Annotated in this window: 24 protein-coding genes and 1 tRNA gene; 15 read left to right on the top strand and 10 right to left on the bottom strand. The window is 71.1% G+C overall.

Features of this window, described 5'->3' with window-relative positions:
• The first annotated feature begins 164 nt into the window (after positions 1-164).
• The 10 genes from rplS (at position 165) to ACVWWH_RS10175 (ending at position 8,096) form a co-directional block, all read left to right on the top strand.
• Positions 165-524 (top strand): 50S ribosomal protein L19, encoded by a 360-nt coding sequence (gene rplS / locus ACVWWH_RS10220; RefSeq protein ID WP_457316500.1) that lies wholly within the window; start codon positions 165-167, stop codon positions 522-524.
• A gap of 36 nt (positions 525-560) precedes the next feature.
• Positions 561-1,229 (top strand): signal peptidase I, encoded by a 669-nt coding sequence (gene lepB, locus ACVWWH_RS10215; protein ID WP_066502413.1) that lies wholly within the window; start codon positions 561-563, stop codon positions 1,227-1,229.
• Entirely contained in the window at positions 1,229-1,978 is a 750-nt protein-coding gene (lepB, locus tag ACVWWH_RS10210) for a signal peptidase I (RefSeq protein ID WP_457316499.1), read from the top strand. Before lepB (ACVWWH_RS10215) ends, lepB (ACVWWH_RS10210) begins: the two co-directional genes overlap by 1 nt.
• Positions 1,975-2,772 (top strand): ribonuclease HII, encoded by a 798-nt coding sequence (locus ACVWWH_RS10205; protein ID WP_457316498.1) that lies wholly within the window; start codon positions 1,975-1,977, stop codon positions 2,770-2,772. Before lepB (ACVWWH_RS10210) ends, ACVWWH_RS10205 begins: the two co-directional genes overlap by 4 nt.
• Complete coding sequence (locus tag ACVWWH_RS10200) at positions 2,769-3,092, top strand: DUF2469 domain-containing protein (protein WP_066498256.1); 324 nt, start codon at positions 2,769-2,771, stop codon at positions 3,090-3,092. The genes ACVWWH_RS10205 and ACVWWH_RS10200 overlap by 4 nt, the downstream gene beginning before the upstream one ends.
• A gap of 101 nt (positions 3,093-3,193) precedes the next feature.
• On the top strand, positions 3,194-3,550 hold the full coding sequence (locus tag ACVWWH_RS10195; RefSeq protein ID WP_066498255.1) for a YraN family protein: 357 nt from the start codon (positions 3,194-3,196) through the stop codon (positions 3,548-3,550).
• Positions 3,550-5,100: a YifB family Mg chelatase-like AAA ATPase gene (locus ACVWWH_RS10190; protein ID WP_457316497.1), complete on the top strand. Its 1,551-nt coding sequence runs from the start codon at positions 3,550-3,552 to the stop codon at positions 5,098-5,100. The genes ACVWWH_RS10195 and ACVWWH_RS10190 overlap by 1 nt, the downstream gene beginning before the upstream one ends.
• The gene (gene dprA, locus ACVWWH_RS10185; protein WP_457316496.1) at positions 5,097-6,359 is read left to right on the top strand and encodes a DNA-processing protein DprA; all 1,263 of its coding nucleotides are present in this window, start codon (positions 5,097-5,099) and stop codon (positions 6,357-6,359) included. The genes ACVWWH_RS10190 and dprA overlap by 4 nt, the downstream gene beginning before the upstream one ends.
• Positions 6,360-6,467: 108 nt before the next feature.
• Positions 6,468-7,391 (top strand): tyrosine recombinase XerC, encoded by a 924-nt coding sequence (locus ACVWWH_RS10180; RefSeq protein WP_457316495.1) that lies wholly within the window; start codon positions 6,468-6,470, stop codon positions 7,389-7,391.
• 201 nt (positions 7,392-7,592) lie between these two features.
• Complete coding sequence (locus ACVWWH_RS10175; RefSeq protein ID WP_066498250.1) at positions 7,593-8,096, top strand: DUF3145 domain-containing protein; 504 nt, start codon at positions 7,593-7,595, stop codon at positions 8,094-8,096.
• 114 nt (positions 8,097-8,210) lie between these two features.
• Here ACVWWH_RS10175 and fabF read toward each other — a convergent pair whose 3' ends face one another.
• From fabF to aceE, 6 genes are all read right to left on the bottom strand, one after another.
• On the bottom strand, positions 8,211-9,446 hold the full coding sequence (fabF, locus tag ACVWWH_RS10170) for a beta-ketoacyl-ACP synthase II (protein WP_066498245.1): 1,236 nt from the start codon (positions 9,444-9,446) through the stop codon (positions 8,211-8,213).
• Between the two features lie 100 nt (positions 9,447-9,546).
• The gene (locus ACVWWH_RS10165; protein ID WP_066498244.1) at positions 9,547-9,792 is read right to left on the bottom strand and encodes an acyl carrier protein; all 246 of its coding nucleotides are present in this window, start codon (positions 9,790-9,792) and stop codon (positions 9,547-9,549) included.
• A gap of 99 nt (positions 9,793-9,891) precedes the next feature.
• Positions 9,892-10,953: a beta-ketoacyl-ACP synthase III gene (locus ACVWWH_RS10160; RefSeq protein WP_066498243.1), complete on the bottom strand. Its 1,062-nt coding sequence runs from the start codon at positions 10,951-10,953 to the stop codon at positions 9,892-9,894.
• Entirely contained in the window at positions 10,950-11,894 is a 945-nt protein-coding gene (locus ACVWWH_RS10155) for an ACP S-malonyltransferase (protein ID WP_457316494.1), read from the bottom strand. Before ACVWWH_RS10155 ends, ACVWWH_RS10160 begins: the two co-directional genes overlap by 4 nt.
• 109 nt (positions 11,895-12,003) lie before the next feature.
• Positions 12,004-13,242 (bottom strand): PucR family transcriptional regulator, encoded by a 1,239-nt coding sequence (locus ACVWWH_RS10150; protein WP_066498241.1) that lies wholly within the window; start codon positions 13,240-13,242, stop codon positions 12,004-12,006.
• 215 nt (positions 13,243-13,457) lie between these two features.
• The gene (gene aceE / locus ACVWWH_RS10145) at positions 13,458-16,199 is read right to left on the bottom strand and encodes a pyruvate dehydrogenase (acetyl-transferring), homodimeric type (protein WP_457316493.1); all 2,742 of its coding nucleotides are present in this window, start codon (positions 16,197-16,199) and stop codon (positions 13,458-13,460) included.
• A 508-nt stretch (positions 16,200-16,707) separates the two neighbouring features.
• On the opposite strand from aceE, the gene ACVWWH_RS10140 reads away from it, so the two are divergent.
• The 4 genes from ACVWWH_RS10140 (at position 16,708) to gndA (ending at position 19,609) form a co-directional block, all read left to right on the top strand.
• On the top strand, positions 16,708-17,124 hold the full coding sequence (locus ACVWWH_RS10140; protein ID WP_066498237.1) for a DUF3052 domain-containing protein: 417 nt from the start codon (positions 16,708-16,710) through the stop codon (positions 17,122-17,124).
• Positions 17,121-17,612: a peroxiredoxin gene (locus ACVWWH_RS10135; RefSeq protein ID WP_457316492.1), complete on the top strand. Its 492-nt coding sequence runs from the start codon at positions 17,121-17,123 to the stop codon at positions 17,610-17,612. The genes ACVWWH_RS10140 and ACVWWH_RS10135 overlap by 4 nt, the downstream gene beginning before the upstream one ends.
• 79 nt (positions 17,613-17,691) lie before the next feature.
• Positions 17,692-17,764: transfer RNA gene (locus ACVWWH_RS10130), tRNA-Val, on the top strand.
• Between the two features lie 405 nt (positions 17,765-18,169).
• Positions 18,170-19,609 carry an NADP-dependent phosphogluconate dehydrogenase gene (gene gndA, locus ACVWWH_RS10125; RefSeq protein WP_066498229.1) on the top strand — a complete coding sequence of 480 codons (1,440 nt, stop codon included), beginning with the start codon at positions 18,170-18,172 and terminating at the stop codon, positions 19,607-19,609.
• 196 nt (positions 19,610-19,805) lie between these two features.
• Here the strand turns inward: gndA and ACVWWH_RS10120 are convergent, their stop codons facing one another.
• From ACVWWH_RS10120 to msrA, 4 genes are all read right to left on the bottom strand, one after another.
• Positions 19,806-21,428, bottom strand: a complete 1,623-nt coding sequence (locus ACVWWH_RS10120) for a purple acid phosphatase family protein (protein WP_457316491.1) — start codon at positions 21,426-21,428, stop codon at positions 19,806-19,808.
• Positions 21,429-21,568: 140 nt separating this feature from the next.
• On the bottom strand, positions 21,569-22,147 hold the full coding sequence (epsC, locus tag ACVWWH_RS10115) for a serine O-acetyltransferase EpsC (RefSeq protein WP_229710818.1): 579 nt from the start codon (positions 22,145-22,147) through the stop codon (positions 21,569-21,571).
• 43 nt (positions 22,148-22,190) lie between these two features.
• Positions 22,191-23,126 carry a cysteine synthase A gene (gene cysK / locus ACVWWH_RS10110; RefSeq protein WP_066498226.1) on the bottom strand — a complete coding sequence of 312 codons (936 nt, stop codon included), beginning with the start codon at positions 23,124-23,126 and terminating at the stop codon, positions 22,191-22,193.
• An 86-nt stretch (positions 23,127-23,212) separates the two neighbouring features.
• Positions 23,213-23,737: a peptide-methionine (S)-S-oxide reductase MsrA gene (gene msrA, locus ACVWWH_RS10105; protein WP_066498225.1), complete on the bottom strand. Its 525-nt coding sequence runs from the start codon at positions 23,735-23,737 to the stop codon at positions 23,213-23,215.
• Between the two features lie 81 nt (positions 23,738-23,818).
• Here msrA and ACVWWH_RS10100 point away from each other — a divergent pair, with 81 nt between their 5' ends.
• A complete protein-coding gene (locus ACVWWH_RS10100) occupies positions 23,819-24,736 on the top strand; it encodes a Nif3-like dinuclear metal center hexameric protein (protein ID WP_457316554.1) in 918 nt (305 codons plus the stop codon).
• The last annotated feature ends 29 nt before the right edge of the window (positions 24,737-24,765 follow it).

The following is a 24,765-nucleotide window of genomic DNA, read 5'->3' as shown; positions in this document are numbered from 1 at the left end:
CCGGGCATTGGACCTGCCACAGGGGGCCTGAGCCAACGGTGATGGACACGCCGCCCTGCCGGGCCCTTCGGCGGGCGGTCATGGCTTCCGGCTCGATCGCCCCAGCGCGGTGCGGGCCGCACACCAAAGCAGGTGACCTGTGGCATCTGCCAGGAGATATGAGAATGAACATCCTCGACTCCGTCGATGCCGCCTCGCTGCGCTCCGACATCCCGGCGTTCGCGCCCGGTGACACCCTCAAGGTGCACGTGAACATCATCGAGGGCAAGAACTCCCGCGTCCAGGTCTTCCAGGGCTTCGTCGTCGGCCGCCAGGGTCACGGCGTGCGCGAGACCTTCACGGTCCGCAAGGTCTCCTTCGGTGTCGGCGTCGAGCGCACGTTCCCCGTGCACTCCCCGATCATCGACAAGATCGAGGTCGTGACCCGTGGTGATGTGCGCCGCGCCAAGCTCTACTACATGCGCGAGCGGCGCGGCAAGGCCGCCAAGATCAAGGAGAAGCGCGACTTCAACCGCACCAAGTAGCCCCGAGCTGCTCGAAGCGTGCTGAACGCCACCTCCATGGCACGATCCGAACGCCAGTCCCGGCTGCGGGGCTGGCGTTCGGTCGTTCTGGCCGTCGTTCTGGCCGTCGTCGTCTGGGCGGTCATCCGCTCGTTCGTGGTCGACGTCTTCTACATCCCCTCCGAGTCGATGCAGCCGCTGCTGGACCCGGGGGACCGGATCGGCGTCGTCCGCGCCGACGTCGACCCGGCGCCCATCCGCCGCGGAGACGTCGTCGTCTTCGACGGCCGGGGTTCCTTCGCACCCCTGACCTCGGGCCGCGGATGGGCGGGGGACCTCGTCCAGGGTGCGGCCGAATGGCTCGGGATCGTGCCCACCGAGACCGTCTACGTCAAGCGGGTCATCGGCGTGGGCGGCGACCATGTCCGCTGCTGCACCGCGAGTGGGAAGATCGAGGTGAACGGCCAGCCCCTCGATGAGCCGTACCTGTTCCCGGGCGATGCGCCCAGCGAACAGCGGTTCGACGTCGTCGTGCCGGCCGGGCGGCTGTGGCTCCTGGGCGACCACCGCTCGGTGTCCTCCGATTCCCGGGCACTGCTGGGCGCCCCCGGGGGCGGCCTGGTCCGGGCGGACAAGGTGATCGGCCGGCCGGTGGCGATCCTGTGGCCACTTGATAGATTGGGCGGGTTCACCGCCTCCCCGACAGCAAAGAAGGACACCCAGTGATGCGCAGCCGAGATGCCGGGGCCGACGCCGCAGGAGCGGGGCCGGAAGCGGAGGGTGCCGGCGACGGGGGAGCGGCCCCGCGGCGCGGAGGCCTCATGGCCTGGATCCGCGAGATCGCGATCATCCTCGGGGTGGCGATCGTGCTGTCCTTCCTCATCAAGACCTTCCTGTTCAAGGCGTTCTACATCCCGTCCGAGTCGATGGTGCCCACGCTCGAGGAGAACGACCGGATCTTCGTGAACCTGTTCGTGCCGCGGAACTTCCCGCTGCAGCGCGGCGAGGTCGTCGTGTTCAGGGACACCAAGGGATGGCTTCCGGAGGCGCCCCAGACGGCGGCCAACCCCGTGCAGGAAGTGCTCGAGTTCGTCGGCCTGCTGCCGGATACGTCCCAGCAGCACCTCATCAAGCGCGTCATCGGACTGCCGGGCGACCACGTCGTGTGCTGCGACGCGTCGCAGCACATCACCGTCAACGGCGCCGCCCTCAACGAGCCGTACGTCAACCCTGCGGAGACGCCGCGGGTCGTGCCGTTCGACGTGACGGTTCCGGCCAACAGCATCTGGGTGATGGGTGACAACAGGAACCATTCCTCGGACTCGCGCTACCACAACTCGGTCCAGCCGGGCTCGGGCTTTGTCTCGCTCAGCGACGTCGAAGGCCAGGCCGCCGTCATCGCCTGGCCGCTGAACCGCATCCGCTCCCTCGACAGCTACCCGGACACGTTCAAGGACGTGCCCGCACCGAAATGAGCACCCGCATCGCCGCCGGCGCGCGGGCTCCGCGTCCGCGCCGCGCCACGGCGCCCACCCTGCGGTTCGTCAACCGGCTCGCACAGGCCTACGGCCCCCTCATCGCCGGCTGCGACGAGGTGGGCCGGGGCGCGCTGGCGGGCCCCGTCTCGGTAGGGATCGTCGTCGTCGACGCGCGCCGCGTCGTGACCCGCACGGTACTGCGTGACAGCAAGCTCCTCACCCCCGAGCGGCGCGTGGAACTCGTCCCGATGATCCAGGCCTGGGCGGTCGGGGCGGCCGTGGGGCACGCGGGCGCGGAGGAGATCGACGAGGTGGGCCTCATGGAGGCGCTGCGCCGGGCCGGGCACCGTGCACTGGCCGAGATCGCCGCCGCCGGCGTCGTGCCGCACGCGGTGCACCTCGACGGCAACTACGACTGGCTCTCCCGCGGCGGCCAGGGCTCGCTCTTCGACGAGCCCGACGCCGGCCCCATGCTCCCGGTCCAGACTACGATCAAGGCCGACCTTGCCTGCCAGGCCGTGGCCGCGGCGAGCATCCTCGCCAAGGTGGCCCGGGACGGGCTCATGGTCCAGTACGGGACCCAGGATCCGCGCTTCGGCTGGGCCGTCAACAAGGGCTACGCCACGCCCGAGCACAGGGCGGCGCTCCTGGAGCACGGCCCCACCGTGCTCCACCGCCGCTCGTGGCGCTTGGGGACGGCGGACGCCGACACCGAAGACGAGATCGAGGCCGCCGCGCAGGAGCGTGCTGTGGCGGCGGAGGATCTCGACGGGAGGAAGATAGGACTATGAGCGCCGAAGACCTTGAGAACTACGAGACGGACATGGAGCTCCAGCTCTACCGCGAATACCGGGATGTCATCTCGCTGTTCAGCTACGTGGTGGAGACGGAGCGGCGGTTCTACCTCGCCAACCACGTGGACCTGCAGGCCCGCTCGGCCGACGGCGAGGTCTACTTCGACCTGACCCTCCAGGACGCCTGGGTCTGGGACGTGTACCGCAGTGCGCGCTTCGTCAAGAGCGTCCGCGTCATCACCTTCAAAGACGTCAACGTCGAGGAGCTGCCCAAGGTCGAGGACCTGGGCCTGCCCAAGGGAGGCCTGGGGGCCTAGCGGGGCGCCACTTCTCCTCCACAGCCGACCCCGTGGGCGAGTTGCCCACATCGGCCCCCCGCTGCCGGTCGAGCGGTCCGCTCCGGCGCGAGTCTGGTCCCATGAGAGCCAAGGACAGACTCGGTCAGCGCGGGGAACGCCTCGCGGAAGAGTACCTGCGGACGGCCGGCGCCGCCATCCTGGACCGCAATTGGCGGTGCCGGGACGGCGAGCTGGACATTGTCGCCTCGGAGGGCGGGACCCTCGTCGCGGTCGAGGTGAAGGCCCGCCGCTCCTGGGACTACGGGCACCCGTTCGAGGCCGTCGACGCCGCCAAGCTCGGCCGGCTCGTGCGTCTGCTCGCGGCGTGGGCTGAGGGGCACGGGCTCCGGGCGAGGGCCAGGCGCGTGGACGTCATCGCCGTCACCGGGCGGGACGGCGAGGCGGCCAGGATCGAGCACCTGCGGGGCGTGGCCTGATGGCGGGCGTCGGGCGCGCGCTCGGTGTGGCCCTCGTAGGCCTGAACGGCTACCTCGTCGAGGTCGAGGCAGACATCGGCCAGACGCTGCCCAGCTTCGTCCTCCTCGGCCTGCCGGACTCGGCGCTGAGCGAGGCCCGCGAGCGGATCCGCAGCGCCGCCAAGAACAGCGGCCTGCCCCTGAGCCGGCGCAAGCTCACCGTCAACCTGATCCCGGCCTCCCTGCCCAAGCGTGGCACGGGCTTCGACCTGGCGATCGCGGTGGCGTCGCTCGCGGCCGCGGGAGACCTGCGGCCGCCAGCCGGCGTCGTGTTCCTCGCCGAGCTGGGCCTCGACGGCAGGCTCCGGCCCGTGCGCGGCGTGCTCCCGGCGGTCATGGCGGCCGTACGGGGCGGACGACCCGACGTCGTGGTTGCCGGCGCCAACGCCCGCGAGGCCTCGCTCGTCCCCGGGGCCCGGGTGCACGCCTACGAGTCCCTCGGGCAGCTCGCCCTCGACCTCGGAGCCGATCCCGAGGCGGTCGCGGTGCCCTCCTGCGAGGACGGCGGTACGGGTCCGGACGAGGACAGCGGACGGCCCGCGCCCCGCCCGCTCGCCGTCCCCGACCTGAGGGACGTCGCGGGCCAGTCAGAGGCCCGCGCCGCCGTCGAGGTGGCGGCGGCCGGCGGCCACCACATCATGCTCGTGGGACCGCCCGGAGCCGGCAAGACGATGCTCGCCGAGCGGCTCCCCGGGATCCTCCCCGACCTCGACGACGAGGCGGCCATGGAGGTCACCGCGATCCACTCCCTCTCGGGCGAGCCCGGAACGAGTGCCCTCATCCGCCGTCCGCCCTTCGAGAGCCCGCACCACACCGCGAGCGCCCCCGCCATCATCGGGGGAGGCACGGGCATCCCGCGGCCCGGGGCGGCCTCCCGCGCGCACCGTGGTGTCCTCTTCCTCGACGAGGCTCCCGAGTACGAGCGTCGGGTGCTCGACTCCCTCCGGCAGCCGCTCGAGAGCGGCGAGCTCGTGATCCACCGCGCCGCGGGCGCCGCGGCCTACCCTGCGCGCTTCCAGCTCGTGGTCGCCGCGAACCCCTGCCCGTGCGGGAAGGGGACGGGCAAGGCACTCGAGTGCACCTGCACCGCGCAGGCCAAGCGGCGCTACTTCGGGCGCCTCTCCGGACCGCTGCTGGACAGAGTGGACATCCAGCTGCGCGTGAACAAGGTCTCGGCCATCGACTTCGGGCAGGCGCCGGCGGGGGAGGCCACGGCGGACGTCGCTCCCCGCATCCTCGCCGCCCGTCGCCGGCAGGCTGAGCGGCTCCAGCAGTACGGGCTCGAGACCAATGCCCAGGTGCCCGGACGCCTTCTGCGCGGCCAGCTCCGCCTCGATCCGGCGGCCACCGCGCTGCTGGACCGGGCGATGGTGGCGAACACCCTCACCGCCCGGGGCTTCGACCGGGTCCTCCGACTCGCCTGGTCCATCGCGGATCTGGCAGGGCTCGACCGGCCAGGAAGCGATGAGGTGGGGCAGGCGCTCCTCCTCCGGCAGGCGGTGGCGGCATGACTCCGGGACAGCAGGCGCGCGGCGGCTGGGCCGTGGTCGGGGAGGGCAACGGGACGGATCAGGTACGGATCGCCAGGGCAGCCCTGTCACGGCTCTTTGAGCCCCTCGATCCGGTGGGCGTGCTGCTCGTGGAGGCGTTCGGCCCCGAGGAAGCCCTCCGGATCGCCTCGGGGCGCGTACCGGCCGCGGATCTGGCCGCCCTCGGGACGGCCCTCGAGGACGCGGCCGGCCCTGATCCCGGGGGAGCGTCCGGGCCGCGGGCGGCGGCGACCCGGCCGGGCGCCCTGGCCGGGGCCCTCGAGCGGTGGGCCCCGCGGGTGCAGCACCTCGCGCCCGAACGGGACCTGGAGGCGACGGCACGGCTCGGCGGCCGGCTCGTGATCCCCGAGGACGCCGAATGGCCGGCCGGGCTCCTCGGACTCGGCGCCGAGGGCCCGCTGTGCCTGTGGGTCCGCGGTGACGAACCGCTCCCGGCGGCCGAGCGCAGCGTGGCCGTCGTCGGATCACGCGACGCCACAGGCTATGGGATCTCGGTCGCAGGGGAGCTGGCCCGCGGCGTGGCCGACCTCGGGCTGACGGTGGTCAGCGGAGGCGCCTACGGCATCGACGGACAGGCGCACCGGGCCGCACTGTCCTCCTCCGCGGCCGGCGTCCCCACGGTCGCCGTCATGGCTGGGGGCGTGGATCGCTACTACCCCACGGGCAACGAGGAGCTGCTCCGGGAGGTTGCCCGGCGGGGCCATCTTGTCTCCGAGCTGCCCCCCGGTGCCTCGCCCTCCAAGCACCGTTTCCTCAAACGGAACCGCCTCATTGCGGCGATGTCCGCCCTGACCGTGGTGGTGGAGGCGAGATGGCGCTCCGGGGCTCTCAGCACGGCCCGCAGGGCTGTGGACCTCGGCCGGCACGTCGCCGCTGTCCCGGGCTCGGTCTACAGCGCGAACTCGGCCGGATGCCACCGGCTCCTCCGGGACGGCGCCGCCTGCGTCACCGACGCCAAGGAGGCCTACGAACTGGTGGCACCGTCGGGGGAGGGCCTCGCGGAGGACCCGTCAGCACCCGCTCGCGCCCATGACGGGCTCTCGCTCGTCGACCTCATGGTGCTCGAGGCGCTGCCCGTGCGGCGGGGCGCGGCGGTGGAGAGCCTCGCGGTGGTCGCGGGCCTGAGCGAGGCCGAGATCCGGGCAGGACTGGGACGGCTGTCCCTCGTGGGCCTGTGCGAGCGGTCCGAGGGCGGCTGGAGGCGCAGCAGGCAGGCGTGAGAGCCATGCTCCGGCCGGACCTGTCCCGCGCTGTGCGTGTCGGGCTTGCCGCTGCAGCGGCGGCCGCGAAGGATGGAGGAGGCCCGAAGGCCACGACGAGGAGGCTCCATGGACGCCGGTGCAGTGCCCGAGGGGCTGGATGGCCCCCTGCGGTCGTACCTGCGCCATCTCGCCCTGGAACGCGGCCGCTCAGCCCACACGGTGCGCGCCTACGAGTCGGACCTCACCTCGATGCTCGCCTCCGCCGCCGAGGACGGCGCCGTGGACCTGCGGGCACTCGACCTGGCCATGCTCCGCCGCTGGCTCGGCCGCCAGAGCGAGGCGGGGCTCGCGAGGTCGACCCTGGCGCGGCGGTCGGCCGCCGCGCGCTCGTTCCTTGCGTGGGCCGCCAGGGAAGGCCACCTGGACGCGGACCCATCGATCCGGCTCGCGGCCCCCAAGCGGCAGGCGCCCCTGCCCGAGGTCCTGCACCGGGATCAGGCCGAACGGCTGCTGGATGGCGCCGCTGCGGCCGCCGCCGAGGGCGACCCGGTGGCCGTGAGGGACCTGGCCCTGGTCGAGCTCCTGTACGCGACGGGGGTGCGGATCGGCGAACTCGTGGCCCTCGACGTCGACGACGCGGACTTCGGCCGTCGCACCATCCGGGTGCTCGGCAAGGGCAACAAGGAGAGGACGGTACCCTTCGGGGTCCCTGCCGCGGACGCCCTCACCCGCTGGCTCGGCGCGCGGACGGCGCTCACGACCAGTGCCAGCGGCGCTGCCCTCTTCCTCGGCGCCCGCGGCGGCCGGCTCGGGCAGCGTCAGGCACGGACCGTCGTCGACCGCGCCCTGAGGGGGCTCGGCGACACCTCGGCCAGCGGTCCGCACGCCCTCCGCCACACCGCCGCGACCCACCTCCTCGACGGGGGCGCCGACCTCCGCAGCGTCCAGGAGCTCCTCGGGCACGCCAGCCTGGCCACCACCCAGCTGTACACCCACGTGTCCGTCGAACGGCTGCGGGCGAGCTACTTGGCGTCCCATCCGCGCGCATAGCCTGCTGCCACACTGGCGGGGCCTACTGGCATCTGGCAGATTCGTCCGGCAGAATGGTCGCGAAGCCCCGGTCGGAGCGGGTCCCGCGCCTTACGGACGTGGGGCACCTCCTCCCGGAGGGACAACTCAATAGCCACGCATCGCTGGATCCGCCAGCTGACGGTCGTAGGGGAAGACGTACCGACAGCGATGGAGGATGGAATGTCTGCAGTGATGACCCGTGGTCTGCTGTTCGTGCACTCGGCACCGAGCGCGCTGTGCCCGCACGTCGAGTGGGCCATCAGCTCGGTGGTGGACAAGCGGACGGATCTCGACTGGACGGCGCAGCCTGCCGCTCCGGGAATGTTCCGTGCCGAGCTGTCGTGGATCGGCAAGCCCGGGACCGGCGCCCAGCTCGCCTCGGCCCTGCGCGGCTGGGCCCACCTGCGCTACGAGGTCACGGAGGAGCCGAGCCCCAGCGTGGACGGCGGCCGGTGGTCGCACACCCCCGAGCTCGGCATCTTCCACGCCATGACCGACGTCCACGGCAACATCGTCATCTCCGAAGACCGCATCCGGTACGCCTACGAGTCTGCAGGCGGGGACGCGGCGGCCGTCTACCACGAGCTCTCCCTCGCCCTCGGCGAGGCCTGGGACGAGGAGCTCGAGCCGTTCCGCCACGCCGCCGAGGGCGCACCGGTCCGCTGGCTCCACCAGGTCGGCTGACCACCGCCCCAGCCTCACCTGTCCCACCTGTCTGCGTCTGTGTGACACCAACGGGGAGGGGGCCAGTCATCCGACTGGCCCCCTCCCCGTTGGCGCGTTCTCGGCGTGTCCGCGTCAGTGGTTGCGGATCACCACGACCGCGTTGTGGCCGCCGAAGCCGAAGGAGTTGCTGAGGGCGACGATGTCCCCCTGCGGGAGGTCCCGTGCTGTGGTGACCACATCGAGCGGGATCTCCGGGTCCTGGTGGTCGAGGTTGATCGTGGCGGGAGCGCGTCGCTCCTGCACGGCGAGGACGGTGAGGACGGCCTCGACGGCACCGGAGGCGCCGAGGAGGTGGCCCATCTGCGACTTCGTCGCAGAGACCGCCACATTGTCCACGTGGGTGCCGAGCGCGGCCCTGAGCGCGGTGTACTCGGGCTTGTCGCCGACCGGCGTCGAGGTCGCGTGAGCGTTGACGTGCACCACGTCCTCCGGCTGGACGCGAGCGTCGAACATCGCGGCCTTGAGCGCTCGGGTGGCGCCCAGGCCCTCCGGATCCGGCGCGGTGATGTGGTACGCGTCGGCCGTGACCGACGTGCCGGCGAGCTCAGCGTAGATGCGGGCGCCGCGCGCGAGGGCGTGCTCCTCCGCCTCGAGCACGAGCGCGCCCGCCCCTTCGCCCATGACGAAGCCGTCGCGGTCGAGGTCGTAGGGGCGGGAGGCGTGCTCGGGGTCGTCGTTGCGCTTGGAGAGCGCCTGCATCGCAGCGAAGGAGGCGAGCGGCATCGGGTGGATCGCGGCCTCCGCGCCTCCGACCATCACGACGTCGGCCTTGCCGGCGCGGATGAGCTCCTGGCCCACGGCCATGGCCTCGGTGCCGGATGCGCACGCAGACACCGGGGTGTGGGCGCCGGCCCGCGCGCCGAGGTCGAGGCTGACCGCCGCGGCCACGCCGTTGGGCATCAGCATCGGCACGGTCATCGGCAGGACCCGGCGCGGGCCCTTCTCCTTGAGCGTGTCCCACCCGTTGAGCAGGGTCCAGACGCCGCCGATCCCGGTGGCGAAGGCGACCGCGAGGCGGTCGTGGTCGATCTCTTCGATGCCGGAGTCCCGCCAGGCCTCGCGGGCCGCGATCACACCGTACTGGGTGGAGGGGTCCATGCGCTTCATCTCGACCCGGCTGAGCACCTGGTCGGCAGGGGTGGAGAGCTTGGCGGCAATCTTGACCGGCAGCTCGTACTGCTCGACCCAGTCATCGGTGAGCCTGCGGACGCCCGAGACGCCCTTGAGGGCGTTCTGCCACAGGGTGGGGACGTCGCCGCCGATGGGCGTCGTGGCACCAAGGCCGGTCACAACAACTTTGCGCGCCATGCTTCGCTACTTTCGTGGTGCGGGATGAGGCCAGAAGGCTCTGGCCTCGTCAACAGGGGGCGGCCGGCGCAGGGGCGCCGGCCGCCGGGGCGCGAGGCCCTTAGGCCTGGGCCTTGGCGATGAAGTCGACGGCGTCGCCAACCGTGGTGAGGTTCTTGACCTCCTCGTCCGGGATGCGGACGCCGAACTTCTCCTCGGCGTTGACCACGATGGTCATCATCGAGATCGAGTCGATGTCGAGGTCGTCGGTGAACGACTTGTCGAGCTGGACGGCGTCGGTGGCGAGCCCCGTCTCCTCGTTGACGATCTCGGCCAGACCGGCGAGGATCTCTTCGTTGGTTGCCATGTCGGCTCCTTTTCTCGGTTCCCGGCGGTCCGCCGGATCAGGGTTCCAGCCGCTGTGCGCGGCGTGGTCTCAGCACGGCCCGGGGGCCGTGCCGCGGTCTCAGGGGAGGACGACGACCTGGGCGCCGAAGACGAGGCCCGCGCCGAAGCCGATCTGCAGTGCCAGCTTGCCGTGGAGGTCGGGGTGCTCGTCGAGCAGCCGCACCGTCGCGAGGGGGATCGAGGCCGCGGAGGTGTTCCCCGACTCGGCGATGTCCCGGCCGACGATGACCGTCTCGGGCAGCTTGAGCTGCTTGACCATCTCGTCGATGATGCGCATGTTCGCCTGGTGCGGGATGAACGCGGCGAGGTCCTCAGGCTCGATGCCCGCGGCGTCGAGCGCCCTCCGGGCCACCTTGGCCATCTCCCAGACGGCCCAGCGGAAGACGCTCTGTCCGTCCTGGCGCAGGGTCGGCCAGATCTTCGCCTCCGTGCCCAGCACCGCGGCTGCGTTGCTCGCGCCGTTGTGCTCGGCCTCGTCCGAGAGGTCGCGGACGTCCAGAAGCGAGTGCGTCATGCCGATGACATTCCACTTGCTGCCGTCCGAGCCCCACACCGAGGGGCCGATGCCGGGCGTCTCGGAGGGGCCGATCACGACGGCGCCCGCGCCGTCGCCGAGCAGGAAGGAGATGCTTCGCTCGGTGTTGTCGATGAAGTCGCTGAGCTTCTCGGCGCCGACCACGAGCACGTAGTCGGCCGCGCCGGAGCGGACCAGCGCGTCGCCCTGGGCGATGCCGTAGCAGTATCCGGCGCACGCGGCGGAGATGTCGTAGGCGGGTGCCGGCGTGGCCCCGAGGCGGTCCGCCAGGGCGGCGGCCGCGGACGGGGTCGCGTAGGGGTGGGACACGGTCGAGACGATGACGGCGCCGAGCTGGTTCGCCTCGATGCCTGCCGAGGCGAGGGCATCGCGGGAGGCGCCCTCTGCCATGTCGAGGACGCTCACGTCCTCGGGGGCGCGGCGGCGGGTCACGATGCCGGTGCGCTGGCGGATCCATTCGTCCGAGGAGTCGATCCACTGGCAGACGTCGTCATTGGTGACGACGACCGACGGGCGGTAGGCGCCGATGCCGAGGATGCGCGCGTACGCGTGCGTCTCGGCCTGCTTGAGTGTCGGGGTGCTCACACGGTCTCCTTGTCGCTGCTGGCGTCATCGGCGGCGAAGAGCTCGAGGGCCGCGTCGACGTCGGAGGGTCCCTTGACCGCCACGGTCTTGATGCCGGGCATGCCCCGCTTCGCGAGGCCGACGAGCGTGCCTGCGGGGGCGAGCTCGATCACGCCGGTGACGCCGCGCGCAGCGAGCGTCTCCATGCACAGGTCCCAGCGCACCGGGCGGGAGACCTGGGCGATGAGGCTCTCGAGCGCGGCCTCGCCCGAGGCGACCTCCGCACCGTCGAAGTTCGAGAGCAGGGGAACGGCCGGATCACTGACGGCCAGCTCGGGCCGGAGGGCCTCGAGGTCCGCCACGGCCGAGGCCATGTGCTGCGTGTGGAAGGCACCGGCCACCTTGAGGGGGATGACGCGGGCCTTGGCCGGCGGATTGTCCGCGAGCTGCTTGAGGGCCTCGAACGTGCCGGCGGCGACGATCTGGCCGCCGCCGTTGACATTGGCCGGCTCGGCGCCCGCGGCGGCGATCGCGGCGAGGACCTCGTCGCGGTCTCCGCCCACGACCGCGCTCATCCCGGTGGGGGTGACTGAGGCGGCCTTGGCCATGCCCCGGGCACGGACGCCGACGAAGCGCATGGCGTCCTCGGCGCTGAGCACGCCGGCGAGGACGGATGCGGTGATCTCACCGACCGAGTGTCCGGCGAGCACGACGGGCAGGTCGGAGAGCTCGGCGTCGAACATCGCCTCGGCAGCGACAATGCCAGCGGCCACGATGAGCGGCTGGGCCACCGCGGTGTCCTTGATCGTCTCCTCGTCCGAGGTCGTCCCGTGCGCCACGAGATCGAGGCCGACCACCTCGCCGAGGGCCCCGAGGCGGTCGGCGACGGAGGGCAGCTCGAGCCAGGGGGCCAGGAATCCGGGCGTCTGGGAGCCCTGTCCAGGGCAGACAATTGCTAGCACGTCACCAAGCTTTCCAAATCGGGGGTGCTCTGAGTGGGGAGAGCGCGCACGAAGCTCCTCCATGCGGTTTGTGGGAAGTCTACAACGTGCTCGCGGCGGCAACCCGGACTCAGGACCGCTGCGGATGCCGTTCGGGGGGCGGTTTCGGGGCCGCGGCGAGACGTCCCACGACGAGCGCCGTCTGCAGGACGAACGCCTCGCGGGGCAGGAGCGGGTCCCACCCGGTGACGTCGCACACGCGGCGCAGCCGGTAGCGGACGGTGTTGGCGTGGACGAACAGCTCCCGCGCCGTCGCCTCGAGCGAGTGGCCCAGTTCGAAGTAGGCGCTGAGGGTCTCGACCAGCCCATTGGAGGCTGCCACCAGGGGGCGGTAGATCTTCTGGACGAGGGCGCGGCGGGCGGCGTCGTCGCCGGCCGCCACCCGCTCCGGAAGCAGGTCGTCCGCCGCGACCGGGCGCGGGGCGTTGGGCCAGGCCCGGGCGGCGGACAGGCCCGCGAAGGCCGCCTGGGCGGAGGTGCTCGCCTCGGTCAGGGTCGCGGCCTCCGGCCCGTACACCACCGGGCCGGGGGCGAAGAGCTCGGCCAGGCGTGCCATGGCCGTCGCCGGCTCCTGCAGGCCGCCGAGGATGAGGATCAGGCGGTCGCCCTGGATGCCGACCAGGGCGTCCTGGGCGTGCCGGCCCGCGATCCGCCGCAGCTCGCCCACATAGGTCGGGCTGGGCTCGAGCGGGGAGGAGCCCACCATGACCGTGAAGCGCTCCTGGGCCTTCCATCCGAGCGCCGCGATGCGGGACCTCAGGGCGTCCGTGTTCTCCCCGCGCAGGATCGCATCGACGATGAGGGCTTCGAGGCGGGTGTCCCACGATCCCCGGGTCTCGGCGGCGCGCGCGTAGACGTCCGCCGCGGCGAAGGCCACCTCGCGGGAGTAGCGCAGCACGGCCTCCCGCAGCGCCGGCTGGTCCTCTTCGGGGGCGAGGTGCGGCACCTGGTCCTCGACGGTCTCGACCACGATGCGGATCAGCTGGAGCGCCTTCTGCAGGCTGATGGAGCGCGTGAGCTCCGTCGGGGCGGTGCCGAATACGTCGGAGAGGATCCAGGTGGGCAGGGTGGGGCGCTCGTACCAGGTGACGAACGCCGCGATCCCGTTCTGGGCCACGAGCCCGAGGGCGGAGCGCTCGTCCGCGCTCAGCCGGGAGTACCACGGCAGGGACCGCTCGAGCTCCCGCATGGTGCTCGTGGAGAGCTGCCCGACGTTGGCCCGCAGCTTCTTGACCGTCTCGGCCTTCGCCGGCGAGATGGTCAGCTTCCCGTTCGGCGGGGTTGCGGGGGAATGCTGCGGCTGGGCCATGGGAAGAGCATAGCGAGCGCTCAGGTGGGAACCAGTTTTGTGTGAAGGCTACAAGCGCCGGTGTGCCATGCCACACGCGGCTGCGGACTCGGGCGGCCGCACGGTTCCGGGGCGCCCTCCGCTACGCACGACGGCGGCCCTCCCCGGAGTGGGGAGGGCCGCCGTCGTCGGAGGGTCGCCTGCAGGCGGCCGATGTGCGCCGCGAGCGCCGCGGGCTAGCTCTCGCCGCCCGCGTTGCCGGTGGTGCCGGCGTTCACATCGAGGAGGCGGTACCGCTCGAAGGCCTGGCGGGGCGCGTCGGCGTCGACCTCGCCGCGGCGGGCGAGCATCTGCAGCGCCCGCACCACCACGGAGTGCGCGTCGATGTGGAAGTACCGCCGTGCGGCGGCGCGCGTGTCGGCGAAGCCGAAGTCATCGGCGCCGAGGGTCGCGAACTCGTTCGGGAGGAACTGGCGGATCTGGTCCGGCACGGCCTTCATGTAGTCCGTGACGGCCACGATCGGGCCGGTCGCCCCGGCGAGCTGCTGCGTGACGAACGGCACGCGAGCCTCCTTCTCCGGGTGGAGGAAGGCCTCCTCCTCGGCGGCGAGGCCGTCGCGGCGCAGCTCGCTCCAGGAGGTCACGCTCCACACGTCGGCCGAGACGCCCCACTCGTCGGCGAGGATCTTCTGGGCCTCGAGGGCCCACGGCACGGAGACGCCCGAGGCCAGCATCTGCGTGCGCGGCCCGTCGATCTTGGCCGGGGCCAGCAGGTAGATGCCCTTGAGCAGGCCTTCGACGTCGAGCTCGTCGGGCTCGGCCGGCTGGACGATCGGCTCGTTGTAGACGGTGAGGTAGTACATGACGTTCGGCTGCGGGTGCTTGCCGCCGTACATGCGCTCGAGCCCGGCCTTGACGATGTGCCCGATCTCATACCCGTAGGCGGGGTCGTACGTGACGACCGCGGGGTTGGTCGAGGCGAGCAGGGGCGAGTGCCCGTCGGCGTGCTGCGTCCCCTCGCCCGTGAGCGTGGTCCGGCCCGCGGTGGCGCCGATGATGAACCCGCGCGCCATCTGGTCCGCCGCAGCCCAGATCCCGTCGCCGGTGCGCTGGAAGCCGAACATCGAGTAGAAGACGTAGACCGGCACGAGCGTCTCGCCGTGCGTCGCGTAGGACGTGCCCGCGGCGGTGAAGGCCGCGATCGAGCCGGCCTCGTTGATCCCGGCGTGCAGGATCTGGCCCTCGGGCGCCTCCTTGTAGGCCAAGACGAGGTCGCGGTCCACCGAGAGGTAGTTCTGGCCCTTGGGGTTGTAGATCTTCGCCGTGGGGAAGAACGCGTCCATGCCGAACGTGCGCGCCTCGTCCGGGACGATCGGCACGATCCGCTTGCCGAACTCCTTGTCCCGCATGAGGTCCTTGAGCAGGCGCACGAACGCCATGGTCGTGGCGGCCTGCTGCTTGCCCGAGCCGCGCTTGGCGACCTCGAACGACTTCTCGGCCGGCAGCGCGATGCCCTCATGGGGGTCGCGCCGCTCGGGCAGGAAGCCGCCGAGCCCCTTGCGCCGCTCCATCATGTACTGGATCTCGGGCGAGTCCTGCCCGGGGTGGTAGTACGGGGGCTCGTAGGGGTTGGCCTCGAGCTGCTCGTCCGTGATCGGGATGCGCAGGTGGTCGCGGAAGTCCTTGAGGTCGCCCAGCGTCATCTTCTTCATCTGGTGGGTCGCGTTGCGGCCCTCGAAGTGCGGGCCCAGGCCGTAGCCCTTGACCGTCATGGCGAGCACCACGGTCGGCTTGCCCTTGAACTCGGTGGCCGCCTTGTAGGCCGCGTAGACCTTCCAGTAGTCGTGGCCGCCGCGCTTGAGGTTCCAGATCTGCTCGTCCGTGTAGTCGGCGACGAGCTCCTTGGTCTCCGGGGTCTTGCCGAAGAAGTGGTCCCGGACGAATCCGCCGGACTCCGCCTTGTACGTCTGGTAGTCGCCGTCGAGCGTCTCGTTCATGATCTTGACGAGCTGGTTGTTGTCGTCGCGGGCGAGCAGGGAGTCCCACTCGCGGCCCCAGATGACCTTGATGACGTTCCAGCCGGCGCCGCGGAAGAACGCCTCGAGCTCCTGGATGATCTTGCCGTTGCCGCGCACCGGGCCGTCGAGGCGCTGGAGGTTGCAGTTGACCACGAACGTGAGGTTGTCCAGGTTCTCGTTCGCCGCGAGCTGGAGCAGGCCGCGGGACTCCGGCTCGTCCATCTCCCCGTCGCCGAGGAATGCCCAGACGTGCTGGTCCGAGGTGTCCTTGATCCCGCGGTTGTGGAGGTAGCGGTTGGTCTGCGCCTGGTAGATCGCGTTCATCGGGCCGATGCCCATGGAGACCGTGGGGAACTCCCAGAACTCCGGCATCATGCGCGGGTGCGGATAGGAGGAGAGCGCGTGGCCCTCCTTCGACTTCTCCTGGCGGAACCCGTCGAGGTCCTCCTCGGTGAGGCGGCCCTCCATGAACGCGCGGGCGTACATGCCCGGGGAGGCGTGGCCCTGGAAGAAGACCTGGTCGCCGCCGCCGGGGTGGTCCTTGCCGCGGAAGAAGTGGTTGAAGCCCACCTCGTAGAGCGTGGCCGCACCGGCGTAGGTGGAGATGTGGCCGCCGACGCCGATGCCGGGGCGCTGGGCCCGGTGGACCATGATCGCGGCGTTCCAGCGCATGTACGCGCGGTAGCGGCGCTCGAACTCCTCGTTGCCCGGGTACTCGGGCTCCTGGTCGGCCGGGATGGTGTTCACGAAGTCCGTGGTGGTGACCATCGGGACTCCGACACTGCGCGAACCGGCCCGCTGCAGGAGGCTGCGCATGATGTACTGCGCGCGCTCGGTGCCGTGTTCCTCGATCAGGGAGTCGAGGGACTCAACCCATTCGGCGGTCTCTTCGGGATCGCGGTCCGGCAGCTGATTCGTCAGGCCGCTGAGGATGTGCGAGGTTTCCTCTCCTACAGACACGTCCAAACCTCTCTTCGAGCCCGTAGGGCCGGAGCTGGTGGCAGCCGGATGCGGGCAGTCTCGTCGCGGTGCCCTGTGCGTGCAGGGCCGTTGGTACTCTGAGCGCCGCGCGGCCGGAGGGGTCTGCCGGGCGCCGGGCACTCAGATGCCACTCTAGCCGCGCGCGGGAAGGGACTGTTAGCCGGAGGCGGCGGTACCCGGTCATGTTCGCGCCGCCAGCGTGGTGCCCCGGCCAACGGCGGCGGCGCCTCTCCACCGCGGCGAGGGCCCCCGGGCGCTCCTCCCGCGGGGGCCGCGCGAGGGCGATCGGAGGAGAATACCGCGCTGAACGGCGGCAACGGAGCCCGGCGGGGCGCGCCTCCACGCGGCACGTGCTTGAAGCTGCGGGCCAAACGTAGTTGGCTTATAGCTACGGCGGGCTGTGTGCTGCGCCGCATCCGGCGGATGCGGCACTCGCGGCCTGCCGGGACAGTGCCTGAGGGCACAGCAGAGACGAGGAGGAGACGACGTGGGCGAGACCGACACCGCCGCGGGCAGCAATGTGGCGGCGCGATTGGGTTTCAAGGACGGTGACCTGATCCAAGAGTTCGGCTACGACGAGGACGTGGACTTCGGTCTGCGCGAGGCGATCGAGGAGCAGGTCGGCTCCGACCTCCTCGACGAGGAGGACCACGACGTCGTCGACGGTGTGATCGTGTGGTGGCGCGAGGGCGACGGCGACCTCGTCGACATGCTCATGGACGCGCAGACCACCCTCAACGAGGCGGGCGTCGTCTGGCTCCTGACGCCCAAGCAGGGCCGTGACGGGCACGTGCGCCCGGTCGAGGTCCAGGAGTCGGCCCCGACGGCGGGCCTTCACTCCACCTCCTCGGTGGGGGTCTCGAAGGACTGGAGCGCGACGCGCCTCGTGCGGAAGAAGCAGTGAGCGCCGCGGCGGGCGACGCGCCCGCGGTGGGGGAGACTGCCCCCGATTTCGAGCTGCCCAACCAGTACGGCGAGCCCGTGCGGCTCTCATCGTTCCGCGGCAGGCCCGTCGTAGTGATCTTCTTCCCCTTTGCGTTCTCGGGGATCTGCACGGGCGAGCTCTGCGAGGTGCGGGACGGCTGGGACGCCTTCGCCAAGGTTGACTGCGAGGTCCTCGCGATCTCGGTGGACAGCAAGTTCGCCCAGCGGGCCTACGCGGCGTCCGAGGGCTACGAGTTCTCGCTCCTGGCCGACTTCTGGCCGCACGGCGAGGTGGCGCAGCGCTACGGCGTCTTCGACGACCGGGACGGCATGGCCCTGCGCGGCACCTTCATCCTCGATGCCGAAGGTGTGGTGCGCTACCGCGTCGTCAATCCCCGGGGGCAGGCCCGCGACATCGCCGAGTACCGCCGGGCCCTCGCCCAGATCACGGGGACCCCCGTCGCCTAGGGCGGCCGCGCTGTTAGCGGCCACCCGGGGTCTGCGGTAGTGTTGAACCCCGTCGGACCGCCTCTGCGGCCGGCCTCGAGGGTCTTTAGCTCAGCTGGTAGAGCGCCACGCTTACACCGTGGATGTCATCGGTTCGATCCCGGTAGGACCCACCGTTCGCACGGCGCACGCCGCCGTGCCCTCCAGCTCCCGCTGCCGGCTTCGCGCCGCGATCGTGATCGTGCTGCCACCGTGTGCCCGGCGGATTCCCGCGTCTGCCCGGAGGTGCCCGAGCATGGAACGAGCCTCCCGCCGCGGCCATTGGGGGGGTTGCCGCGGCGGGAGGCTCTGCAGATGAATATAAGGCGAAACGCCGCCCATTTCAAAACAGATGAGCAGTATGTCGCGGAGAGCGGCCGGAGACCCCGCGTGCCGCTGGCCCGCAGCCTGCGTGATGGCATCTTTGGCAATCGATTGCCAAAAGTGAGGCGCGCCGAAATACGATGTCAAACGGAGGCCAGGGTTCCGTGCCTCAACTAGCCTTGGTGCTTGAGATCCCCCGAAGAGACGGAGAGTACATGTCTGCACAGATCGGCGTCACCGGCCTTGCGGTGATGGGCGCGAACCTCGCCCGCAACCTTGCCCGCAACGGCTTCACCGTCGCGCTGCACAACCGGTCGGTCGAGAAGACGGACACCCTCCTGGCCAAGCACGGCGACGAGGGCGAGTTCGTGCGCACCGAGACGCTCCAGGAACTCGTGGACGCCCTCGAGAAGCCCCGTCGGGTGCTCATCATGGTCAAGGCCGGCGCGCCCGTGGACGCGGTCGTCGACCAGCTCGTCCCGCTCCTCGAAGAGGGCGACATCGTCATCGACGGCGGCAACTCGCACTACCAGGACACGAGGCGCCGGGAGGCCGCCCTCGCCGAGAAGGGGCTCCACTTCGTGGGCGTCGGCGTCTCCGGCGGCGAGGAGGGCGCCCTCAACGGGCCGTCCATCATGCCCGGCGGCTCCAAGGAGTCCTACGACGCGCTCGGCCCCCTCCTCGAGAAGATCTCCGCGAAGGCCGACGACGGCGCTCCCTGCTGCGCGTGGATCGGCACCGACGGCGCGGGCCACTTCGTGAAGATGGTGCACAACGGCATCGAGTACGCCGACATGCAGGTCATCGGCGAGGCGTACAGCCTCCTCCGCGGCGCCGCCGGGATCGAGCCCGCCGAGCAGGCGGCCATCTTCGAGGAGTGGAACAAGGGCGACCTGTCCTCCTTCCTCATCGAGATCACGGCGCAGGTGCTCGGGCACGTCGACGCCAAGACCGGCAAGCCGTTCGTCGACGTCGTCGTGGACGCCGCCGGCCAGAAGGGGACGGGCCGCTGGACCGTCCAGTCCGCCCTCGACCTCGGTTCCCCCGTGTCCGGCATCGCCGAGTCCGTGTTCGCCCGCGGGATCTCCTCGCAGGCGGCCCAGAGGGAGATCGCCCAGAGGACCCTCGCCGGCCACGAGGCCGAGGTGGCCCTGCCGGAGGACTTCGTCGAGGACGTGCGCCAGGCCCTCTACGCCTCCAAGCTCGTCTCCTATGCGCAGGGGCTCGACATGCTCACCAGCGCCGCCAAGGAGTACGGCTGGGACCTCAAGCTCGACGAGATCGCGTCGCTGTGGCGCGCCGGGTGCATCATCCGCGCCGACCTGCTCAAGGTCATCATGGAGGCCTACAAGGGCGATCAGGCTCCGGCGAACCTCCTGTTCGCCCCGGCCTTCGTCGAGTCCGTGGGGAAGGCCGTCCCGGCCTGGCGCCGCGTCGTGGCCACGGCCGTCCAGCTCGGCATCCCCGTGCCGGTGTTCTCGTCCTCGCTGGCCTACTACGACGCACTGCGGGCCGAGCGGCTCCCCGCCGCCGTGATCCAGGGCCAGCGCGACCTCTTCGGGGCGCACACGTACCGCCGCGTCGACACCGAGGGCACCTTCCACACGCTCTGGGGCGAGGACCGCTCCGAGATCTCGGCCGTCGACACGCACTGACGGGACGCCCGGGGCCGCATCTGGAAGTCACCTCCTAAAGGTCACCTCCTGGGAGTCACCTTCTGGAGGTCACCTTCTGGAGGTCACCTCCTGGGGGTCGCCCTCCGGGAGCCGCGTCCCGAACCACGACGGCGCCGCCCACCTCGCGAGGTGGGCGGCGCCGTCGTGCGTGGGTCGCCGGTGCCGACCGGCGGCGTCAGCCCTGCTGCCCGGGCGCGCCGGCCGACCGGCCGGCGTCCGAGCGCGGACGTCGCAGCGTGAAGGATTCGAAGGCCTCCAGGCCCCCGCCCACGCCGGTGACGTTGTAGTAGGTGACCTTCATCGTGGTGTCCCCGCCGGGTGTCCCCGGGTCGACCTCGAACGCGCCGAAGCCGTAGGAGTTCGCGGCATCGCGGACGGCGGACCAGGGAGCCGGCTCGTGCACGTAGACGGGCACCCGGTGGTGCGTCGTCGGATCCGGCTGGTCCGAGACCGAGACGATCACCCGGCACTCGGGCGGGGTGAACAGGAGCTGGTTCGACGGAGCTGAGGTCCCGCCGCCGCCCAGGACCATGTGCACCGTGCCCTTGGTCGTGTCGACGGTCCGCGTGTCGGTGGCGGCCGGCACCGGCGTCATCGTCTGGTTCGCCTCGTGCCCGCGGATCGGGTGCGAGCGCTCGTAGTGGTGCTCGTGCCCGCACACTACGAGGTCGACGCCGTACTTGTCGAACAGCGGCACCCACTCCTGCCGGACGCCGAGGTCGGCGCCGTTGAAGTTGTTGGCCGTGCTGATCGCCACCTGGTGCATGCACACGACGATCCAGTCGACGTCACGGTCCGAGCGGGCCGCGGCGAGCTCCTTCTCGAGCCAGGCCTTCTGCGCGCCGCCCGAGTAGCCGCGCACGTACGAGTTGCCGCCGTCCTGGTAGCACACGTCGTCGTTCGCGAGCGAGATGACCCGCACCGCGCCCACGGTGAAGCTGTACCAGAGCCCCCGCGTCACGTCGGTCTGTCCGGAGGCCTCGGGGACCTGGAAGTAGGTCTGGTACGCCGCGTAGCCGATGGGACCGTTGCCGAGCTCGTTCTCGTGGTTCCCGGCCGAGGGCATCCACGGCCGGTTCCGGGCGCTGCGCGAGTTGTTGGCCCAGAAGTCCCACCACGTGCGGATCCGGTCCGTCGCGAGGTTCGCGTAGCAGAGGTCTCCGTTGAAGAGGTGGAACATGGGCTGCACCCGCTCGACGCCGCCCGTCGTGTCGCCGGCGGCGGGGGAGCCGAGGTTGTCGTTGGCCCACGAGGTGCCCAGCTTCTTGCCGAGCGTGGGGGTGCCCTGGTCGCCGAAGCTCGTGAAGGTCACGCGGCCGCGGCCGCGCGGTGCGGTGGTGAAGGTCCCGAACTGCGGCGCAGCTCCTGCGTGGACCGCTGCGTACAGGTAGCCCGTCTCCGCGGCGAGGCCGGACAGGACCGCATGGTGCGCGTACACCGTCTGGCCGGACTTCGCGTCCACGTAGCTGCGGGTCGTCGCCTCGACCGCCTTGTCGAAGGTGCCGTGCCCATCGCCTAGGACCACCCGGGCACCGCGCACCGGCTGGAGGGTGTGCCACGAGACCACCATCTCGCTCGAGGCGTCCGCGCCGAACTGGAGGTGGAGGCCGTCGACCGTCGGGACGGCCGTGGGGTCGGTCGCCGAGAGCGAGCCGGGCAGGTCCTTGCCGGATGCTCCGGCCGCCGGGGACGCCTGCGCCGGGGCCGCGAAGCCCACGGTCCCGGCGGCTGCGGCGAGGCCGGCGCCCAGGAGGAGGCGACGGCGGGTGACGGGGGAGTTCTCAGGGGGGTTCGTCATGGGCAGAGCATGCCGCGCGCGGGTGCGCCCGAGGCCAACCGCGCCTTAACGGAGGGTGGACGTTCCGGGACATCCGCGGACGACGGCGGCGCCGCACCCCGCGTGGGGGAGCGGCGCCGCCGTGCGTGGTTCCGTCGGGGCTAGATGTAGTAGTACTCCGCCGGGTCGACGGCCGGCTTCGTCTCCTTCGCGGCGTCCCGGTGGCGCCAGGTCGCGGGCACGCCCGTGACGATCGAGTTGGGCGGGGCATCCTTGACCACCACGGCGTTGGCGCCCACAGCGCTGCCCGCCCCGATCGTGATGGGTCCGAGGACCTTCGCGCCCGCGCCGATGGTCACGCCGTCGCCGATAGTGGGGTGCCGCTTGACCTTCGCGAGCGAGCGGCCGCCGAGGGTGACCCCGTGGTAGAGGAACACGTCGTTGCCGATCTCGGCCGTCTCCCCGATCACCACGCCCATCCCGTGGTCGATGAAGAACCTGCGCCCGATCGTCGCACCGGGATGGATCTCGATGCCGGTGAGGAAGCGGCCGGCCTGCGAGATCAGCCGGGCCGGGAGACGGAGTTCCTCGCGCTGCCACATGGCATGGGTGAGGCGGTGGATCCAGATGGCATGCAGCCCGGAGTACGCGAGGAAGTTCTCGACGTTGCCGCGGGCAGCCGGGTCGTGCGCGGCCGCGGCTTCGAGGTCTTCCCTCAGCCGCGCCACCGTGCGTTTGATCAGAGACAACAGGTTTCCTTCCGCCGAGCCGGAGCCCGTGCCCCTAGCCGCGGATGTCGTCGTAGAGGACAGTGGAGATGTAGCGCTCGCCGAAGTCGCACACGATGGCGACGATCAGCTTGCCCTTGTTCTCGGGACGCTTGGCCAGCTCGAGGGCGCCCCAGACGATGGCGCCGGAGGAGATGCCGCCGAGGATGCCCTCCTGGGCGGCGAGGTCCCGCGCGACTGCGACGGAGTCCTCGAGGGTCGCGTCGAGCACCTCATCGTACACATTCGTGTCGAGGATCTCGGGCACGAAGTTCGCGCCGAGGCCCTGGATCTTGTGGGGGCCGGCGGGGCCGCCGTTGAGGATGGGGGAGTCCTTCGGCTCGACGGCCACGACCTGCACGCCCGGCTTGCGCTCCTTCAGGACCTGGCCGACACCGGTGATGGTGCCGCCGGTGCCGATCCCGCTGACGAAGATGTCGACGCCGCCGTCGGTGTCGTTCCAGACCTCTTCGGCCGTCGTGGCCCGGTGGACCTCAGGGTTGGCCGGGTTCGCGAACTGCTGGGCCCAGATCGAGTTCTCGGTGTTGGCCACGATCTCCTGGGCCTTCTCCACGGCGCCACGCATGCCGTCCGAGCCGGGGGTGAGGACGATCTCGGCGCCGTACGCGCGCAGCAGCACGCGGCGCTCGGTCGACATCGTCTCGGGCATCGTCAGGATCACCTTGTAGCCGCGGGCGGCGCCCACCATGGCCAGAGCGATGCCCGTGTTGCCGGAGGTGCCCTCCACGATCGTCCCGCCCGGCTTGAGCGCGCCCGCCTTCTCGGCAGCATCGATGATGGCCACGCCGATGCGGTCCTTGACGCTGTTGGCGGGATTGTAGAACTCGAGCTTGACCGCGACCTGGGCCTCCAGGCCTTCCGTGAGCCGGTTGAGCCGGACCAGCGGGGTGTTGCCGACCAGCTGCGTGACGTCGTCGTAGATGCGTGCCATGAGTCCTTAGCTTTCTGCAGTAGGCGTGACAGTCTGACCGTAGGGGCCGGCTGCGGCTTCAGCCTAGCCAGCGCGCCGGAGGGCGGCTAGGAAATCAGCCACTGAGAGTAATATTTTCTGGCCTTGGCGAGCTTGGGGTTGATGATCACGCTGCAGTAGCCCGCGTCCGGGTTCTTCGCGTAGTAGTCCTGATGGAAGTCTTCTGCAGGGTAGAAGGTGCCAGCCCGGCTCACCTCGGTCACGATCGGGGTGTTCCAGAGCGACTGGTTGCGCTCGATCGCCCGCTCGAACAGCTCCTTCTCCTCGTCCGTCAGGTAGAACATGGACGAGCGGTACTGGGTGCCGACGTCGTAGCCCTGCCGGTTGGGCGTGGTCGGATCGTGCAGGGCGAAGAACATGTCCAGGACGGTCTCCTGGGGAATGACCTCCTCGTCGAAGGTGACTGCGACGACCTCGGCGTGCCCCGTCATCCCGGAGCACACGCTGTAGTAGTCAGGGTCAGGGAAGTGGCCGCCGGTGTAGCCCGAGACCACCGAGGAGACGCCGCGGGTCTTCTGGTAGACCGCGTCGAGGCACCAGAAGCAGCCGCCGCCCAGAATGAAAGTCTTCATGCTGCCTACAATGTCCGCAGCCCGCGGAAGATTCCCGAGAGAGGACCTCGCCTCGTGACAGAGCAGAACGGCCCCGCCCCGCTGGAGGACGCGTCCACCGGCCCCCGCGCCGAGCCCGGAGAGGAGGGAGCCCCGGAGGGCACCCCCGGCGCCGCAGAGGGCGTGACGCTCGCCGACGTGCTCCTGGCCGTCGAGGAGCTGTGGCCCGAGTCCCTCGCCGAGGGCTGGGATGCCGTCGGCCTGGTGACGGGACGGCCGTCCCAGCCCGTGCGCAGGATCCTGTTCTGCGTCGACCCGGTCCTTGAGGTCATCGAGGAGGCCGCGGCATGGGAGGCGGACCTGATCGTGGCCCACCACCCGCTGCTGCTGCGGGGGGTCACGAGCGTCGCCGCGAACACCCCCAAGGGTCGCGCCGTGCACCGCCTCATCGAGTCGGGCACCGCCCTCGTGAGCGTCCACACGAACGGGGACTCCGCCGTCGGCGGCGTCTCCGATGTGCTCGCCGACGCGCTGGGGCTCGACGACGTCGCGCCGCTGACGAAGGCCGCCGCCGGCCTGCCCGAAGAGGGGATCGGGCGCGTGGGCGACCTCGGCGAGATCACGAGCCTCGGAGACCTCGCCGGGCGGCTCTTCGGCATCCTGCCGGCGGTGGCCGGCGGCGTCCGCGTCTCCGGCGACCGCGACGGGCTCGTCCGCCGCGTGGCCGTGTGCGGTGGCGCGGGTGACAGCCTGTTCGACGCCGTCCGCGCGGCCGAGGCGGACGTCTACATCACCGCGGACCTGCGGCACCACCCCGCCTCGGAGGCGCGCGAGGCGTCCGCGGACGGGCGCCCCTACCTCATCGACGTGAGCCACTTCGCGAGCGAGTGGCTCTGGCTCCCCGCCGCCGCCTCCGCGCTCGACAACGTGCTCACCGACCAGGGCCATAGCCTCGACATCAGGGTCTCGACGATCAACACCGATCCCTGGGACTTCATCCTCACCCCGGGCGAGGGATAGAGTCGCAGCCACCGGCCGCCTCCGCCCAG

This window comes from Sinomonas sp. RB5, assembly GCF_054063535.1.
Note: the sequence above shows the minus strand (reverse complement) of the source record. Positions and strands in the feature narration are given on the sequence as shown.